The sequence below is a fragment of the Rossellomorea sp. GAMAL-10_SWC genome (assembly GCF_049568075.1).
In the GTDB taxonomy this organism is placed as follows: domain Bacteria; phylum Bacillota; class Bacilli; order Bacillales; family Bacillaceae_G; genus Gottfriedia.
Genome location: NZ_CP144911.1, coordinates 1531899 through 1548541, shown reverse-complemented (window position 1 = coordinate 1548541; position 16643 = coordinate 1531899). Strand labels below are relative to the sequence as shown.

At 33.9% G+C, this 16643-nt stretch carries 17 protein-coding genes; 1 reads left to right on the top strand and 16 read right to left on the bottom strand.

Annotated elements, in window-relative coordinates; translation table 11 throughout:
* Positions 1-17: 17 nt before the first annotated feature.
* The 14 genes from V5E38_RS07500 to V5E38_RS07435 form a co-directional block, all read right to left on the bottom strand.
* Positions 18-1196 (bottom strand): acyl-CoA dehydrogenase family protein, encoded by a 1179-nt coding sequence (locus V5E38_RS07500; protein WP_499212757.1) that lies wholly within the window; start codon positions 1194-1196, stop codon positions 18-20.
* Between the two features lie 49 nt (positions 1197-1245).
* Complete coding sequence (locus V5E38_RS07495) at positions 1246-2226, bottom strand: quinone oxidoreductase family protein (RefSeq protein ID WP_499212756.1); 981 nt, start codon at positions 2224-2226, stop codon at positions 1246-1248.
* 21 nt (positions 2227-2247) lie between these two features.
* Positions 2248-3027: an enoyl-CoA hydratase/isomerase family protein gene (locus V5E38_RS07490; protein WP_499212755.1), complete on the bottom strand. Its 780-nt coding sequence runs from the start codon at positions 3025-3027 to the stop codon at positions 2248-2250.
* Between the two features lie 24 nt (positions 3028-3051).
* The gene (locus tag V5E38_RS07485) at positions 3052-4119 is read right to left on the bottom strand and encodes a phosphotransferase family protein (RefSeq protein WP_097977758.1); all 1068 of its coding nucleotides are present in this window, start codon (positions 4117-4119) and stop codon (positions 3052-3054) included.
* Between the two features lie 31 nt (positions 4120-4150).
* Positions 4151-4552: an acyl-CoA thioesterase gene (locus V5E38_RS07480; RefSeq protein ID WP_499212754.1), complete on the bottom strand. Its 402-nt coding sequence runs from the start codon at positions 4550-4552 to the stop codon at positions 4151-4153.
* 79 nt (positions 4553-4631) lie between these two features.
* Positions 4632-5201 carry a TetR-type transcription factor C-terminal domain-containing protein gene (locus V5E38_RS07475; RefSeq protein WP_499212753.1) on the bottom strand — a complete coding sequence of 190 codons (570 nt, stop codon included), beginning with the start codon at positions 5199-5201 and terminating at the stop codon, positions 4632-4634.
* 186 nt (positions 5202-5387) lie between these two features.
* Positions 5388-7007 (bottom strand): long-chain-fatty-acid--CoA ligase, encoded by a 1620-nt coding sequence (locus tag V5E38_RS07470; protein WP_499212752.1) that lies wholly within the window; start codon positions 7005-7007, stop codon positions 5388-5390.
* A 60-nt stretch (positions 7008-7067) separates the two neighbouring features.
* A complete protein-coding gene (locus V5E38_RS07465) occupies positions 7068-7820 on the bottom strand; it encodes an SDR family NAD(P)-dependent oxidoreductase (RefSeq protein ID WP_499212751.1) in 753 nt (250 codons plus the stop codon).
* A gap of 35 nt (positions 7821-7855) precedes the next feature.
* Complete coding sequence (locus V5E38_RS07460; RefSeq protein WP_499212750.1) at positions 7856-9094, bottom strand: acyl-CoA dehydrogenase family protein; 1239 nt, start codon at positions 9092-9094, stop codon at positions 7856-7858.
* A gap of 62 nt (positions 9095-9156) precedes the next feature.
* Positions 9157-9906 (bottom strand): 2-phosphosulfolactate phosphatase, encoded by a 750-nt coding sequence (locus tag V5E38_RS07455; RefSeq protein ID WP_499212749.1) that lies wholly within the window; start codon positions 9904-9906, stop codon positions 9157-9159.
* A 36-nt stretch (positions 9907-9942) separates the two neighbouring features.
* Complete coding sequence (locus tag V5E38_RS07450) at positions 9943-10716, bottom strand: SDR family oxidoreductase (RefSeq protein WP_499212748.1); 774 nt, start codon at positions 10714-10716, stop codon at positions 9943-9945.
* 514 nt (positions 10717-11230) lie between these two features.
* On the bottom strand, positions 11231-12496 hold the full coding sequence (locus V5E38_RS07445) for a S1C family serine protease (RefSeq protein WP_499212747.1): 1266 nt from the start codon (positions 12494-12496) through the stop codon (positions 11231-11233).
* Positions 12497-12823: 327 nt separating this feature from the next.
* Positions 12824-13060 (bottom strand): helix-turn-helix domain-containing protein, encoded by a 237-nt coding sequence (locus V5E38_RS07440; protein WP_499212746.1) that lies wholly within the window; start codon positions 13058-13060, stop codon positions 12824-12826.
* Positions 13061-13239: 179 nt separating this feature from the next.
* Entirely contained in the window at positions 13240-13725 is a 486-nt protein-coding gene (locus V5E38_RS07435; protein ID WP_499212745.1) for an Lrp/AsnC family transcriptional regulator, read from the bottom strand.
* 230 nt (positions 13726-13955) lie between these two features.
* Here V5E38_RS07435 and V5E38_RS07430 point away from each other — a divergent pair, with 230 nt between their 5' ends.
* Positions 13956-14879: a DMT family transporter gene (locus V5E38_RS07430; RefSeq protein WP_499212744.1), complete on the top strand. Its 924-nt coding sequence runs from the start codon at positions 13956-13958 to the stop codon at positions 14877-14879.
* 207 nt (positions 14880-15086) lie between these two features.
* Here V5E38_RS07430 and V5E38_RS07425 read toward each other — a convergent pair whose 3' ends face one another.
* Together V5E38_RS07425 and V5E38_RS07420 are read right to left on the bottom strand one after the other, a co-directional pair.
* Positions 15087-15863, bottom strand: a complete 777-nt coding sequence (locus tag V5E38_RS07425; protein ID WP_499213535.1) for an AraC family transcriptional regulator — start codon at positions 15861-15863, stop codon at positions 15087-15089.
* 25 nt (positions 15864-15888) lie between these two features.
* A complete protein-coding gene (locus V5E38_RS07420; protein ID WP_499212743.1) occupies positions 15889-16473 on the bottom strand; it encodes a LysE family translocator in 585 nt (194 codons plus the stop codon).
* Positions 16474-16643 lie beyond the last annotated feature (170 nt).

Here is a 16643-nt window from a genome sequence, read left to right as displayed (position 1 = left end):
TTCCTCTCTCCCATCTTTTAAACGTATTGTCCTAATTTAACATGTCCTTTTAGTAAATTACGTGAAATGATTAAGCGTTGAATTTCATCAGTACCGTCGTATATTCTCCATAATCTTGCTTCACGGTACCATCTTTCAATCGGAAGTTCTTTCGTATATCCGATTCCACCATGAATTTGAAGTACACGGTCAACAACTCGATTTCCCATATTCGAACCATAAAGTTTCGCCATTGATGCTAAATGTCTATTGTCTTCTCCTTGATCGAGTGTATATGCTGCATTTAACACGAGCCATTTGGCTGCTTCTATTTCAACAGCAGAATCCGCTATTTGCCACTGTATAGCTTGTCGTTCGGCAATTGGCTTTCCAAATGTTTCCCTTTCTTTTGAATAATCAATGGCCATTTGTAATAACCGTTCAGCTGCTCCAACTGCTGTGGCACCTACAATCCATCTTGCAAATCCGATCCATTCAAGTCCTAAATTATAGCCACCATTTAATTCACCTAGAATATTTTCTTCAGGCACACGGACATTATCAAATACTAAACCAGCTGGTCCCCATTCGCCCATTGTATGGATAAATTCAGATTTCCAACCCATTTCTCGGTCGACTATAAAACAAGTTACACCATCTCTTCCACCAGTTTTTTGATGTCTTTCTTTATCCGTAATTGCAATGACCATTACAAAATCTGCTTCATTTCCGCCTGTAATAAATGTTTTCTCACCGTTTAATACCCAATCATTCCCATCCTTTACAGCGGTCATTTTAATGTTTTGAGTATCAGAGCCCGCATTAGGCTCCGTCATTGCAAAGCATGATTTTTTCTCACCAGTGATTGTAGGAATAAGATATTTCTTTTTCTGTTCTTCGTTACAATAAAATAAAATATTATCCGCATAACCACCAAATTTAAAAGGAACGAATGTTTTTGAAATTTCCATATAAATTATTGCTAACATCATTTGGCCTAAATCAGCACCGCCATGTTCAGTAGGTGTATTAATTCCCCAGAAACCAGCTTTTTTGGCTTTTAATTGAAGTTCCTTTTCAATTTCGGGATCTAAGCTTGGTCTTCCTTCACGCTCATTTCTAAGTACTTCATTTTCTAAAGGAATTAATTCTTTTTCAACAAATTTTCGAATTGTTTTTTGAATCATTTTTTGTTCGTCAGTCAGGCGTAAATGCATTTAAATTTCCCCCGTTTCATCTGATCAAAGTTTTCATATCAAAAATTCATTATTTTCTCGGCTCTAAAATCACTTTTCCAACAGTTTTTCTTGATTGCAAGATCGTATGGACATTTGATGCTTCACTTAATGGAAATACTTCTCCAATCGTGATTTTTAATTTCCCTTCAGCTAAATAAGTAAATAATTCTTCTAAGCTTTGTTTAATTAATGCCTTTTTTCTCAAAAGAGGTGGTAGGAAAAACCCAATTACTGATTGATTTTTTGCCATTAATGAAGATGGGTAAAATTTACTTTGCTGGCCACTTGCTACACCATAAATAACTAATCTTCCGAAATAAGCTAAACATTCTAACGTTTTATAAAAAACATCGCCACCTGCCATCTCTAAGGCAACATCTACACCATTTCCATTTGTAGCTTCAAGTACTTTTTGTTCCCAGCCTTCTTCTGTATAATTGATTAATACATCTGCGCCCATTTCTTTTGCTAGCTGTAATTTTTCGTCTGTACTTGCTGTTGCGATTACTTTGCCGGCTCCAAAAAGCTTCGCTAATTGTACTGCTAACGTACCTAGACCACCAGCTGCCGCATGAACTAAAACGGTTTCTCCTGGTTCTAACATACCCATCGTTTTTAAGATATGGTAAGCACTTAATCCTTGGACAGGTAATGCAGCGGCTATTTTAAAATCCATCTCGTTCGGTAAAGGAATAATTGACCGCTCATCTGTCAAAGCAAAGTCTGAGTATCCACCACATTCCAACATGGAAACAACTCGATCACCAATTTTTACTGAAGTAACCTCGTCACCAATTTCCACTACGACTCCAGCAACTTCAGCACCAGGTACATACGGCAAAGTAGTTTTGACTACATATTGATTTTCCCTTCGCGCAGTATCAGCATAATTGACACCTGCTGCATGCACTTCAATTAATACTTCTTTCCCCTTTGGTACTGGTCTTTCAAGTTCGACCTTTTCTAATACCTCAGGACCACCAAATTGTTTAAATTGAATTGATTGCATTGTAAACTTCCTTTCAGTTTTTTATTTACTAGTAAAAATCGCTTTTCTTTTTTCTTTAAATGCAGCAACGCCTTCTTGATGGTCTTCAGTTGCTACCATTAATGGCTGAGTAATTCTTTCAAGTTCTAGCATTTCATCTAAAGTTGATGTAAAAGATTGATTAATTAATTTTTTCATCATACCATTTGCTTTTCCAGGACCTGCGGCTATAATATTTGCAAATTTTACTGTTTCTTCAACTAAGTTTTCAGGTGGTACGAGTTTGTTAATCATACCTAGTTGATACATTCTTTCAGCAGGAACTGGCTCTGCAGTAAAGAAAAACTGTTTTGCTAAATATGGACCGATTAACCTTGGTAGGAAATAAGAACCCCCTCCATCTGAGATTAATCCCACTTGAGAGAAGCTTAATGCAAATTTACTATCGTCTGTTGCGATGATTAAATCACAAGCTAAAGCCAAGTTAAAACCAGCACCAGCTGCAAAACCATGTACTGAAGCAATTACAGGCTTTTCGATTTCAAGAATCGTTTTAATAACAGTATTTAGGATTCCTATATGCTCATATACTGCATTTGGCGTGACGTTTCCCATCGTTTTAACATCTCCACCTGCTGAAAATGAACGACCTGCACCATTTAGTACAATTGCTTTTATTTCTGGATTCAGTTTTGCTTCATTAAGCGCTTCAGTAATACCATTTAACATTTCATAACTAAAAGAATTTAGACTTTCTGGTCTATTTAGCGTTAAAGTTAATATCCGCTCTTTAACTTCTACTAATAAATGTTGATTACTCATTTATTTCACTCCTTTTATATGAATCTATTTAACTGCTAGATCATTAGCAATCCTAATCAGATTTTCTGCGAATTGATCAAACTTTGCAAAACGCTGATCACTTGTTTGACCTGCTTTAAATCGATAGAAAATTTGTTGAACAATTACTGCTAATTTAAAATAAGCAAAAGCCATGTAGTAATGAATGTTTGATAAATCTCTGCCACTTTTTTTTGCATATGCCTCAATAAATTGATTTCTTGTAATAAATCCCTCTTGAATCGTAACAGGTGGTTTACCTAATCCAAATTTTAATAAATCTGGATCATCATTTTGAATCCAATAGCATAAAGCGACACCTAAATCAGCTAATGGATCACCAATTGTTGCCATTTCCCAATCAAACAGTCCGATCATTTCTTTTAAATCGTGACTAAACATGGAATTATTTAATTTAAAATCATAATGAATAATTGATGAGTGATGATTTTTTGGTACATTATTGATTAACCAACTCATTAGTCGATCAACCTCGGCAATTTCACTAGTCTTTGCCCTGTTATAACGTCCAATCCAGCCGTTAACCTGTCTTTCCATAAAATTCTCAGGTTTCGTTATTTCTAGGAGTTTTGTTTTTGTATAATCAATGGAGTGTAACTCAACCAACTTATTTACCATTACAGTAGATAATCTTTTACGATCTTCAATTGTTACGTTTAAATGTGGTGGAAATGATGAGTCAAATACTTCACCATTTTTTCTTTCCATAATGAAAAATGGACTACCTACAATTTCTTCATTTTCAGAATATAAAATCGGCTTAGGTGCAGCCGAAAAGTGTGGATGTATTTCTGATAAAATACGAAATTCTCTTTTCATATCGTGTGCTTTTGGAGCAACTGGGCCAAGTGGCGGACGTCTTAACACAACTTCCCATTCCCCAATTTTTAGTAAATAGGTTAAATTTGAGTGCCCTGCTGAGAACTGACGAATCGCTAATTCTCCATCTGGAAGATCATCAATATTTTTTGCTAAAAATTTATGTAAAACTTGAGGATTTAACTCTTCACCTTTGCGAACTTGAATCGTTTCTATTTCTACCTTTTCAGCCATGTTCCCCCTCCTTATCTTTAGAAAATTCAGTTTATTTTACAACTAAATGCCTTTCTAGCTGTTCTCTAAATAACTCAGGAAGTACTTCACTACGCTGTTCTTTAAAATTAAAAAATACGATGATTGCATTACCTGTGGCAATCATCTGATTTGTCTCTTCACAACAAATTTCATGTTCTAGATGAAAGCTTTTGTTTCCTATTTTTGAAATATAGGTCGATACTGATAATTTTTGATTAAAGTGACCTTGATTCACAAAATCACATTTTGTAGACGCTAGAATAAATTTCCAATCATCTAGATTCATTGAATAGCCAAGCGATTGGAAGAATTTAATTCGCGCTTCTTCTAAATAAATAAAGTAACTAGTATTGTTAATATGACCTAATGCATCGGTTTCACAAAATCTGGGTGTAACGGTGAATTTTTCCATAAAACAACCTACCTTTATCAATTATTTCGTATTTATCAATACTAACTGGTCGGTATGTAAAGGAGAAGGAGACAATAGATTACTCCCTTACTTTAATCCCTTTTAAGATCATTTCTTGGAATGACTTCGCTATTTCAAATGCATTTTTTTGTCCTTCTGCGTTATACCATTCATAACTCCAGTTCATAACACCCAAAATACCGAATGAAACAATTGGTACGTCTAAATCTGATCTTAAATCACCATTTTTAATTCCTTCATTAAGAAGTTTCTCAATATTAAATCTGTATAAATCTCTTTTTGCTTTAATTTCTGTTAAACTTTCAGGATTTAAATGTCTCATTTCACGATAAAATACTTTTGCACTTGGACCTTGCTTTTTAATATCCATTAAGCTTAAATAAATGACTTCAAATAGCTTATCTGAAAAGCTTTTCTTTGAGTCATTAATAACTTCTTCCTGCTCATTTAATACTTCATCAATAAATTGAAGGTGAATTTCCATAAGAAGCTGTTCTTTGCTTGTATAATAGTAATAAAAAGTTCCTTTTGTCACTCCGATCGATTCGACGATATCTTGAATGGATGTACTCGTAAATCCTTTTTTATCAAATAGCTGTATAGAGTGTTCCTTTATTTTTTGTTTCATTAGATGTCCTCGCAATCTTAAAAATTCAATAGAATTATATCATAGTACAAGGAAGGTTTTATCATAATCTAATTTTTATATGTTGATAAATAAGTAAGTGTGGTTGATTTCCACTGCAGGATGCTCACTTTTAAGCTTGGGTAGTTGCAGTATTAAAGAATATTAACAATACCCTATCTTCCATTATCATTGATAGATAGAGCTATCTTCTTCTCTAATAGCTCTTCTTAATATTTTGCCAACATTCGTTTTAGGAAGTTCGTTTCGGAATTCGATTATTCGTGGAACTTTATATGTCGCTAAATGATTTTTGCAGTATTCCTTCATTTCTTCAATGGGAAGATGTTTATCTTTTTTAAGGACAATCACTGCTTTAACTGTTTCACCTCTATAGGAGTCGGGTACACCTATTACAACAGCCTCTTTAACGTAGGGATGCTCATAAATTACTTCTTCGATTTCACGAGGATACACGTTAAAGCCACTTGCTATAATCATATCCTTTTTTCGATCTAAAATTGAGACGTATCCATCTTCATCAACGCTCGCGATATCACCGGTATATAACCAACCATCTCTAATTGTATTTGCCGTTTCTTCTGGCAAATTCCAATAGCCTTTCATTACTTGAGGTCCTTTAATAATTAATTCACCAATTTCACCTACTGGAACTTCTTCTAATCCGCTAGCTATGTCAACGATTTTTGAATCAGTAGATGGATAAGGGATGCCCACGGTGCCAGGCTTTCTTTTAGCAAATGCAGGATTACTATGAGTAGTTGGGGATGCTTCAGATAATCCATAGCCTTCTAAAATAGTAGCACCTGTCTTTTTTTCAAATTGCTTCATGAGTTCTACTGGCATCGGTGCACTACCACTATTGCAAAGCTTAATTGCATCAATCCCATATTTTTCAGACTCAGGATGATTTATTAAGGCAATATACATTGTAGGCACACCTGGAAATAGTGTAGGTTGTTCATTTTTTATCGTATTTAAAACTTCTTCAATTTCAAAACGTGGTAGGATGATCATTTCGTTTGCCATAAAAACACTTAAATTAATACAGACTGTCATTCCATAAACATGAAAAAACGGTATGATCGATAAGATCCGCTCACAACCTGGATCAAATGCGCCTTTAAAAAATTCACTTTGCTGCATTATATTTGCATATAGATTTCGGTGGGTTAGCATTACTCCTTTAGAACGTCCAGTTGTACCACCTGTGTATTGAAGAATTGCAACATCTTCATGAGAATCAATCGAAACAGGTTTCAATTCTTGATTTCCTCTTTGCAAAAAACTTCCAAATGATATTGCTTCTTCATCATTCTCTTCTGTACCAGTTAAATTTACTACTATAATTTTCCGTAGGTTCGTTTCTTCAATTAACGGTTTGACTTTTGGGTACAAACTATTTAATACAACAATCGTTTCAGTTCCTGAGTCATTTAATACTTCCTTTAGTTCCCTTTCAACAGACATTGGATTTATTTGGGTTACAATACCACCTACAGTTAGAATTCCATAATATGAAATAACATATTGTGGACAATTTGGAAGCATGATTGCTATTCGGTCACCTTTTTGAATGCCATCTTTTTGTAAAGCAGAAGCAAATCTCTTTACTGCCGATTGTACTTCTTTATACGTATCTTTTTTACCATAAAATGATAGACAAGAATGATTAGGGTAGTTTTCGGCAACTTCGTTAAACATTTCTGGAATTGACTTTGTCGGAATTGATAGTTCTTTTGCAATATATTCAGGATAGTGAGCTAACCATACTTTATTTGTTGACATACATAACTCTCCATTTCTGATCATGAATATTATTTTAAACAACTTTTCAAACCTAATAGATTAGAATATTAATCCTCCACCATCAACTGATAACGTTGCTCCAGTCACGAATGATGCTTCATCAGATGCTAAAAATAGTGCAGCTGATGCGATTTCATCTGGAGTCCCTATTCTACCAAGAGCATTTGCACGGGATAAAATCGGCCACTTTCTTTCATCATTTTTCCATTCCTTTATAATATTTGTATCAATTATTCCTGGAGCAATGGCATTTACTCGAATATTATATTTTCCGTATTCTAATGCTGCATTTTGCGTTAATAAAACCACTCCTCCTTTCGAAGCATTGTAAGCACTTACATATTTCCTTCCTTTTAAGCCTAGTAAACTAGCTGTATTGATAATCACACCATTGCCTGATTTTTTCAACTCAGGAATTGCATATTTAATGCCTAAAAATACACTTTTTAGATTAATATCGATTACTTGGTCCCATTCGTCTTCTGCTAAGTCTACACTTCTTACTTCGGAGTTTCCTATTCCAGCATTGTTAAACAAAATATCAATTCTACCAAAATGTTCAACGGCTCTCTTCATTAAATTTTGAATGCTTTTGCTTTCGGCTACATTCGTTTTAACGAAAATAGCTTCTTGATTTTGTTCTTTTATTTCACCTAGCGTTTCTTCGCCAGTAACTTCATTTATGTCTGCTATAACAATTTTTGCTCCCTCTTTTGCGAAGCGGATAGCAGTAGCACGCCCGATTCCACTACCTCCGCCTGTAATAACTGCGACTTTATCTTTTAATCTCATATTGATCCTCTCTTAATCTTGTAATTTATTTTGAATTAACTTTTTATTGTAGAGAAGTTTTTTTCAGTAGTATGTTTTTTTAATTCTAATCTTGCTAACTGCGCTCGATGTACTTCATCTGGTCCATCAGCTAATCTTAACGTTCTCGCATTTGCCCATTGAGCAGCTAACGTATAATCATCAGACACACCTGCAGCTCCAAAGGCTTGAATAGCGCGGTCAATTACTCGTAAAGCCATTGAAGGTGCGACGACTTTTATCATTGCAATTTCTGCTTTCGCCTCTTTATTACCAACAGTGTCCATCATATATGCGGCCTTTAAGGTTAGTAATCTAGCTTGCTCAATTTCGATTCTTGAATTAGCAATCCACTCTTGAATAACGCCTTGATTTGCAATTGGCTTACCAAATGTTACTCGATTTTGAACACGCTTACACATTTCTTCGAGTGCACGTTCGGCAGCACCAATTAATCTCATACAATGGTGGATGCGACCTGGACCAAGTCTACCTTGTGCAATCGCAAATCCTTTCCCTTCTCCCCATAAAATATTGCTTTCAGGAACTTTTACATTTGTAAACGTAATTTCTGCATGTCCATGTGGTGCATGATCATAACCGAATACTGGTAATATCCTTTCGATTTTTACACCTGGTGTATTTAACGGGACTAGAATCATAGATTGCTGTTCATACTTAGGTGCATGCGGGTTCGTTTTGCCCATAAATATTGCAATTTTACATCTAGGATCCCCCGCTCCTGATGACCACCATTTTCGACCATTGATAATATAATAATCGCCTTCTTTTTTGATACTCGCTTCAATATTTGTTGCATCAGAAGAAGCGACCTCAGGCTCGGTCATTGAAAAGCAAGAGCGAATTTCACCATTTAAAAGTGGTACTAACCATTTTTCCTTTTGCTCTTTCGTACCATATCTTTCTAAAACTTCCATATTTCCTGTATCTGGTGCACTACAATTAAACACTTCCGGTCCAATCATTGATCGCCCCATAATTTCGCATAATGGAGCGTATTCTAAATTCGTTAATCCTGCTCCTAGGTCACTTTCAGGTAAAAATAAATTCCATAATCCTGCTTGTTTTGCTTTTTGTTTTAATTCTTCCATAATCGGGGGTACATCACTCCACCGAGTTTCTTGAGCATTTAACTGTTGCTCATATATTCGCTCATTAGGATAAACATAAGTTTCCATAAATTTTGTTAATTTTAATTGAAGCTCCTTACTTTTTTGCGAATATAAAAAATCCATTCAATCATCCCTTTCACAACTAGTGTTTGCCTAACATATTACAGCGTTTAATAGAACAATATTTAAATAGTTTCCTTTGAAAAGTTGACATTAATAACGCTTTTACCATCTGCAAATATCGGTACAACATTAAAAATACTTTTACTAGAGACAAATTTTAATTCCTCTTCAAATCCATAGCGAAATAACATTTTACCAACATTCGATTTCGCTAAAATCTCATTACATTTTTCTTTCAAACCTAAGTAAAAATAATGGGCAGACTTAGCTGCATCGGTTAAATCGAAAGGACATGATTCATTTACTAAGCAATCAATAAAATAACCTGCTCCATAAAAGTCTTCCATATTAAATTGTCCTGACGACCCCGAACATACTAAAATAACAGACTCATCTTTGTAGGATTGTCTTAAGTGATTTGCAACTGCATTTGCATTCATAATCGATGCCGCGTACACTCTCTTTGCATTTTGGGAATTTTTTAACGCCACTGTTCCATTCGTTGTTGATAAAACGATTGACTGATCAGTAACAATTTTCTTTAATGTTAATGGATTAGGAGATAGAAAACCTTCAATTGTATTCCCTTCATATTCCCCTATTAATAGATATTCTTTGTCCAAATTTTTATTTGTGAAAAGAACTGCCTCTTGTCCATTCATAACAGGTATGACCTCTTTAGCACCAAAGGCTAATGCCGCTGTAATGGTTGAAGTAGCAAGCAATACATCAAAAACGACTACTATCTTTTCATCGTTAAGTTTTTGATCATCAATTTCTTCTTTTTTCATCAAAAGATGAAGTTTGCCCATTTACAAAACTCCTTTTTGATTATGATGTTTCAAACATTAAACGATTGATGTTCCACCATCAACAACTAGAACAGACCCAGTCACATAATTCGAAGCTGGCGCTGCTAAAAATAAAGCCGCACCTTTTAACTCGTCTTCATTTCCAAATTTCTTAAGTGGTATTGATTCTAATATTTCATCTGTTCCGTGGGAAATAACATCTTTAGACATTTTTGTCGGGAAAAATCCAGGAGCTATTGCATTTACATAAATGCCACTTGGACCCCATTTCGCAGCTAAATCTTTTGTAAAACTGATCACTGCACCTTTACTTGCACTATAACCAACAGCATTCATTACGTTTGGATTCGTTCCCACTAAGCCAGCAATCGAAGCAATATTAATAATTTTTCCGGATTTTTGTGCTAACATGATTTTCCCTACTGCTTGAGACATTAAAAACGTACCGGTTACATTAACATTCATTACTTTATTCCATGCCTCTAATGGCATTTCTTCAGCTGGTGCCCCCCAAGAAGCACCACTATTGTTTACTAAAATATCAACTCGGCCAAATTTTCCCTTCGTTTCGTCAACTACTCTTTGCACATCCTCTTTGTTTGATACATCACACTTCAATGCGAAAGATTCTACACCTAAACTTTTCAATTCTTCACTAATTTCCTGGCATGCTTCTACATTTCGAGAGCAAAGTACTACATTCGCACCTGCTTCAGCAAATCCTTTCGCGATTTGTTCACCTAGACCTCGCCCACCACCAGTTACAATTGCTACTTTACCAGTTAAATCAAATAACTCTTTTACGTGCATTTCAAATCCTCCTAAAATTAGTATTTATTTCATAAAGCCCCTATTTTTGCTCTAAACTTTCGCTTCATTTTAAACAAACGTTAGATACTAACCAGTCGGTATGTTTGTTAATTAAATAATACAAGAAAAATTCTGAATATTCAATATTAAATGTTGTTTAAAATTTTTATGTTACTTTTTATCCATATTCATATTTACTAGAATTTATATTTAAGATACATATTTTGAAATGACATTTTTTAAAACTACTTTTTCTAGGTAAATCTAACAACAAAAAAACTTTTGAAATGTTTAAACTAATAAATTATTGACCATCCTTCATTTATACGGCTCCTTTTGTTTGTAGCTCTACAATTGGCTTGGGTAGGATTTTTTATCCCACTTATTAGTTCCAATTGCAACCTACGATCAGCAAAATGGAGCCGTTTTGTGCATTATGAAGCACTATATTTAATAAATATTTCATTATTTATGATGTTTCCTTTGCTGGTTAAGGGCAGGATCATACTAAAGTTTAACCGGATTCATTATCGGTTGATGGTGGATTGGTTTTGGTATTTGATTTTGAATTGCTGTTATACGTGAACGTGTAAAGAAGGAGAATGAGAATTAGTATACATGCGACAATATCTTGAATGAAAAAACTCGTTTTATGATTTGCCCAAAGTGTTTTGCTTGAACTCATTTTTTGTTTCGATTCATGAATATATCGTTCTACTTCTGGATGATTCGGATAGATTTGTTGGACTGCTTCGAATTTTGACAGTGCATCTTTGTAATAGCCGGCCCAGTAGAAAGTTAACCCTTCTTTGAACAATTTATCAGTTTGGCTTTTTGTGTCATGTACTTCCGATTTATAGACAACTTTTTTCAACGTGTTCACAGGTACAGCAAAATGAAATCCTTGTACTTCTTGATCATTCACTGTATCTCCTCGGAAGGTGAGTAAGCCAATCAATTGTCCTTTGTTGTTGATGATCGGTCCTCCACTATTCCCATGAGTAGATGCTGCGTTGATTTGAAGGACCGGGCTACCTGCTAATGTAGTTTTTGAGATCGCTGAGATTTGCCCTTTATTCATCGTTGGGATAACATAACTATGCATGGATAGCAATTCTGAATCTGCCGCAGCTGGGTAGCCAATTACCCAAATATTGTCTTGATCTTGAATGGAATCACTGTTTCCAAGGGGGATCGTTGGATAGTTGGAGCCATCGATTTTTAAAAGGGCCACATCTTTTCCATGATCGGTAGGTTGTTGATACTTTTTGACGACTGCGCTAATAGGTTCATCTACAGTCGGTAAGTACACGTCGACGCCTTTTTGGAAGATTTCGTAACTAGTATACTGTTTCAAGTAAGCATCTGTGTATTTGTGCGTCCAATTATTTTCCGTTGCAACATCATCCACAAGAATTGAAAATGCCTCAGAAACTATATCATGATCGGACAATTGATGAGAATAAACGAGAACATGAGCGTTTGTCACAATATAGCCGTCCGAATTAATGATAGCGCCTGATCCAAAACCGTCCAGTTCAGTTTTATAATCCCATTTCTTCAACACACTCGTTACTCGTTTATCATCTAATGTAATCGTCCATTTCACAATCGCATAATCAACAATTCGAACAACCGCTGGCTTTGTCGTTTCAGCTAATTGTTGAGGTTTGAGTATGTAAGGGGCAGATGGTTTCGTTGAAGTGAGCACAAACGATGTAGCGATTAAGATCGCCAATACAATACAAAATGGAATGGTCACGAATGCCTTTTTTTTCATTCCAAACACCCTTTCATTTGTTTTGCTTACGATCATCTCCCATTAGGAGTACATACACTAAAGCAAAAAAATGACAAAACACCCTTACTCATATTTGCAGTATAAAATAAATTATTTTTTTCCATTAGATTCATGCTAAAAATAAACTAAATTAGTATCTTTACTTTAATGCAATAGAAAAAGCCGCATTAATGCAGCTTATTCTATTTTACTATTGTATGGTCATTAAATATAAAAAAGATTTAATTATTGAAAATTTCTTCGCTAATCAATCATAACTTCTTCTTTTGTAAAAATACGTTTATTCAAATGTTATTGTTAAAAAAATTAAGGAATCGTTATTAAATCCACATTTATTAACCAGTTATCGATTGCTGATTTAGGATCGTAAAACTCAGATCCTATTTTTATATGAGGAAGTTCACTAGAATAACTACCGTCTCCATCATCTAACTCTGTTAGTTTTTGAATTTCTTCTTTACTTAAACCTAAATAATTAACTAATTCCGTCTCTTTTAACAGTTGATGCTGTACAGGACGACTCGTTGTAGTTTTTTTTCCCATTCCATTTGAAATCATCCAACTTCCAATTACGATACATACTCCTAAAAGAAAGATTGATATAGCTATAATATAATTTTTAATTTGTTCACCTCAGTTCATTTTATTCAACTTAGGCACACATTAACCTTTTTTATTAAGTGATTCCGTATTGTAAACCAAAGGTCTAAGTTTTAAAAATATTATTCTTCTTTTTCACATAAAGGCAAAACAGTAGAATTCTTGATTTCTCTTAAAGCTAAACTTGTTTGAATTCTTGTAATCCCGAGTTGATTTAACTTCCGAATAAAGCTCTCTAATTCTTTTCGTTCTCTGTTCGCAACTTTTAATAGATAGTCATACTCGCCTGTTAATAAGTGACACTCTAAAACTTGAGTCATGGATTTTAATTGTTTCTCTAATACTTCTAATTTATCGGCTTGATGGATATTTGTATTGATAAAAATAAAACAAAGTAAGTCAAATCCTAGCTTTTCTTGATTTAAGATTGCAACTTGCCGATCGATGTATCCTTCAATTTCCAATCGTTTGACTCTCGCATGTGTAGCAGGTGGTGACAAATTCACATGTCGCGCTAGTTCTGTATTGCTTATTTGGCTTTCTTTTTGTAGCTTATCTAAAATTTTAACATCTACTTCATCTAACACTTTATTTCCTTGATATTCCACTAATATCTACTCCCTTTCAATTATTCGGAAAACAGTCTGAATCCAACAAATAAAACGAATTTTATTCTTTAAAACGATATATTTAATTAATATTATTTCGTATTTATACCATTATACAAAATATTCTACGGTAAAATACACAATTATGTTAAACTATTTAAAAAATAGTAAGAAATCACTGTGTAAAGTCTTTTTTAAACCTTAAGAACAGTGAAATAGGGGGTTTACATATGCCAATCTTATATATACTGTTGTTATTATTAACAAGTTTTTTATGGGGAGGAAATTTTGTCGTTGGAAAATCCCTTGTTGGTCATGCTTCTCCAATGACCTTGACGACTCTAAGATGGGGAATAGCAATTATCGTATTATTACCAATAGTATGGTGGAAAGAAAAAAAGATTTTACCACCACGTAAAGCTATTCTTCCATTAATCATGATGGGAGTAACAGGTGTTGTTCTTTTTAATCTTTTTCAATTTATGGCATTAGAAAAGACATCTGCAACGAATGTTGGGTTAATTTCGACCTTAAATACAATTTCCATTGCTTTATTTTCATCTTTATTTTTAAAAGAAAGACTGAACTTTTTACAAATATTTTCGATGATTATATCGTTCTTTGGCGTTATTCTTGTGCTTTCAAAAGGAGATATGAATCTACTATTCTCAATGAAATTAAATTTAGGAGATTTATGGATGGTCATTGCCGTATGCATATGGGGAATCTATTCGGTTTGTAGTAGATGGTCAACAAGGCATATATCACCTATGATGTCTACACTATACTCAGGGATATTTGGACTCGTTGTAATCCTCCCTTTTAATCTGACAGATTTTACGCTTGTAAAAATGAATGGCTCATTTATTATTTCAATATTATATACTGGGATTATTTCAACAGTTTTATGTATGCTCTTTTGGAATATTGGTGTCCAAAAAATTGGCGCAACTTCAGCAGGTATTTTCCTAAACTTCAATCCAATTTTCACAGCCATTTTAGCGTTTTTCTTATTAAATGAAAAAATGACATGGATTCAAGGACTTGGGAGCATAATCGTTATACTAGGTAGTTTCTTGTTTACTTACTTTAAAACAAATAGAATATCTAAAAGCAAACGGATTGTAAAGAAAGCAATGAAATCTCCAGCGTAAAGTTTTATTAGCTGTAGGTTAGTTGATTTAACAACTATTAAAAAATCCTGTATCTAAGATTACTTGGTAATCTTAGATACAGGATTTTTATATTTTTCTTGTTTTCTTAAAGCTCGTTTATTATTAATTCTTTTTCTGATTCCATAATTTTAATAGAACAACTACTCCTACTTAAAATAACTCCCCAAGGACAATCAAAAATTCTCCTTAATCTAAATATGACATATACTCATATGCAGTTGTTCCATATACTCTCTTGAAATGTTTATTTAAATGAGTTAAATCTACAAAGCCACATTCCGATACCGCTGAATAAATATCTCTATTTTTTTCGATCAACTGCTTTGCCCGTTCGATCTTACAGTTAAGAAAGTATTGATACGGTGATATTCCGGTATGAGTCTTAAAGAATCTAATAAACTTGAATTTCGATAAATTAAGTTCGTTACATATTTCATCAAGCTTAAGAACATTTTCCAAATTGGTATGAATCAAATTCTTCGCTTTTTTCATTAGTGCGTTATCTTTCTTATACGCTGATGAAAGATTAGTTCCTATAAGACGATCTGTGAGAGATACTAATAATTCACTACAAAATGCCTCATCCTTACCACTTAAAATACCATTAGAAAGATTTAATATTTTTTGTTCAAGAATTCGATCATACACTATGGGGTTTGAAAAACGAACTAAGTCCTTGTTTTCATTCACTTCCAATAGCAATTGTGGATCGATATATAGCATGACATAATCAAGGCCAGACTCATCATGTGCCATTCCGTCATGTGCTTGTTCTGGATTAAAAAGCATGACACCATTTTGATGTGATAACTGTAAAATTCCATCCAGATTATACTGTTGAATACCACGTAATGTAACACCTATTGCATACTCCTTGTGAGAGTGTTTTTTATACTTAAAATCAGTAATACTTGCTGATAGTGCCGTAATACCTGATGATTTTTTATAGATAAATTTCTCCAGTGAACTCACCTCTTTAACAGCTTACTTACATCCATATCATGACTGCAGCATAAACTAAGAATAAAGCCAGCACGATATTTACAGTCTTTTTGTGTTTCTGTAAAAACACCTTGAAGATTGAACCGAAAAGAACCCATGTAATAAATGCTAAGAATCCGATGATTGTGATCACCATAACACTAATTGTAACTGCAGGCATTGCGACATAATAGGGTAATATATAGCTAGGAATAACTGTCATTGTAAACAGTACTACCTTTGGATTTAAAAACTGCATAAGAAAGCCTGACTTAAAGGTACCTGTTTGCTTTTTGGATGAATTGGATGAATTGGATGAATCCATTTTATAAATCTGAACAGCAAGATAGATCATATAAACACTTCCTATAACCTGCATAAGATGTAAAATTTTGGGGATAATCCCTATCAGCAAAGTGTTTAACATTGCAGAAATTAATAGCAATATACCAAAAGCAAGCGTTGCACCATACGAATATTCCAATGCCTTCTTTGTCCCATTATTATGCACTGTCGATAATATTACGATATTAGTAGGACCTGGTGTAAAAGTAACAATAAAACAATATAATACAAAAGATGTAAAATTCATGAGGTAACTCCTTTCAAGTTATTCTCATTTCATCTTACATTTTAAATTTAATAGCTTATAGTATATTATTGCAGGTTTATTCTATAAATTAAAACCATATATTTTAGGTGCTAATCCCTTAAACCCCTGATTTACTATTGAACTAAACTGCCATTTTGTTAAATAAAAAA

Coding starts and splice junctions, on each gene's coding strand:
- V5E38_RS07485 (WP_097977758.1), bottom strand. CDS start 4,119: ATGGCTGAAAAGGTAGAAATAGAAACGATTCAAGTTCGCAAAGGTGAA.
- V5E38_RS07475 (WP_499212753.1), bottom strand. CDS start 5,201: ATGAAACAAAAAATAAAGGAACACTCTATACAGCTATTTGATAAAAAA.
- V5E38_RS07470 (WP_499212752.1), bottom strand. CDS start 7,007: ATGTCAACAAATAAAGTATGGTTAGCTCACTATCCTGAATATATTGCA.
- V5E38_RS07460 (WP_499212750.1), bottom strand. CDS start 9,094: ATGGATTTTTTATATTCGCAAAAAAGTAAGGAGCTTCAATTAAAATTA.
- V5E38_RS07430 (WP_499212744.1), top strand. CDS start 13,956: ATGCCAATCTTATATATACTGTTGTTATTATTAACAAGTTTTTTATGG.
- V5E38_RS07450 (WP_499212748.1), bottom strand. CDS start 10,716: ATGCACGTAAAAGAGTTATTTGATTTAACTGGTAAAGTAGCAATTGTA.
- V5E38_RS07445 (WP_499212747.1), bottom strand. CDS start 12,496: ATGAAAAAAAAGGCATTCGTGACCATTCCATTTTGTATTGTATTGGCG.
- V5E38_RS07465 (WP_499212751.1), bottom strand. CDS start 7,820: ATGAGATTAAAAGATAAAGTCGCAGTTATTACAGGCGGAGGTAGTGGA.
- V5E38_RS07495 (WP_499212756.1), bottom strand. CDS start 2,226: ATGCAATCAATTCAATTTAAACAATTTGGTGGTCCTGAGGTATTAGAA.
- V5E38_RS07420 (WP_499212743.1), bottom strand. CDS start 16,473: ATGAATTTTACATCTTTTGTATTATATTGTTTTATTGTTACTTTTACA.
- V5E38_RS07455 (WP_499212749.1), bottom strand. CDS start 9,906: ATGGGCAAACTTCATCTTTTGATGAAAAAAGAAGAAATTGATGATCAA.
- V5E38_RS07490 (WP_499212755.1), bottom strand. CDS start 3,027: ATGAGTAATCAACATTTATTAGTAGAAGTTAAAGAGCGGATATTAACT.
- V5E38_RS07500 (WP_499212757.1), bottom strand. CDS start 1,196: ATGCATTTACGCCTGACTGACGAACAAAAAATGATTCAAAAAACAATT.
- V5E38_RS07440 (WP_499212746.1), bottom strand. CDS start 13,060: ATGGGAAAAAAAACTACAACGAGTCGTCCTGTACAGCATCAACTGTTA.
- V5E38_RS07480 (WP_499212754.1), bottom strand. CDS start 4,552: ATGGAAAAATTCACCGTTACACCCAGATTTTGTGAAACCGATGCATTA.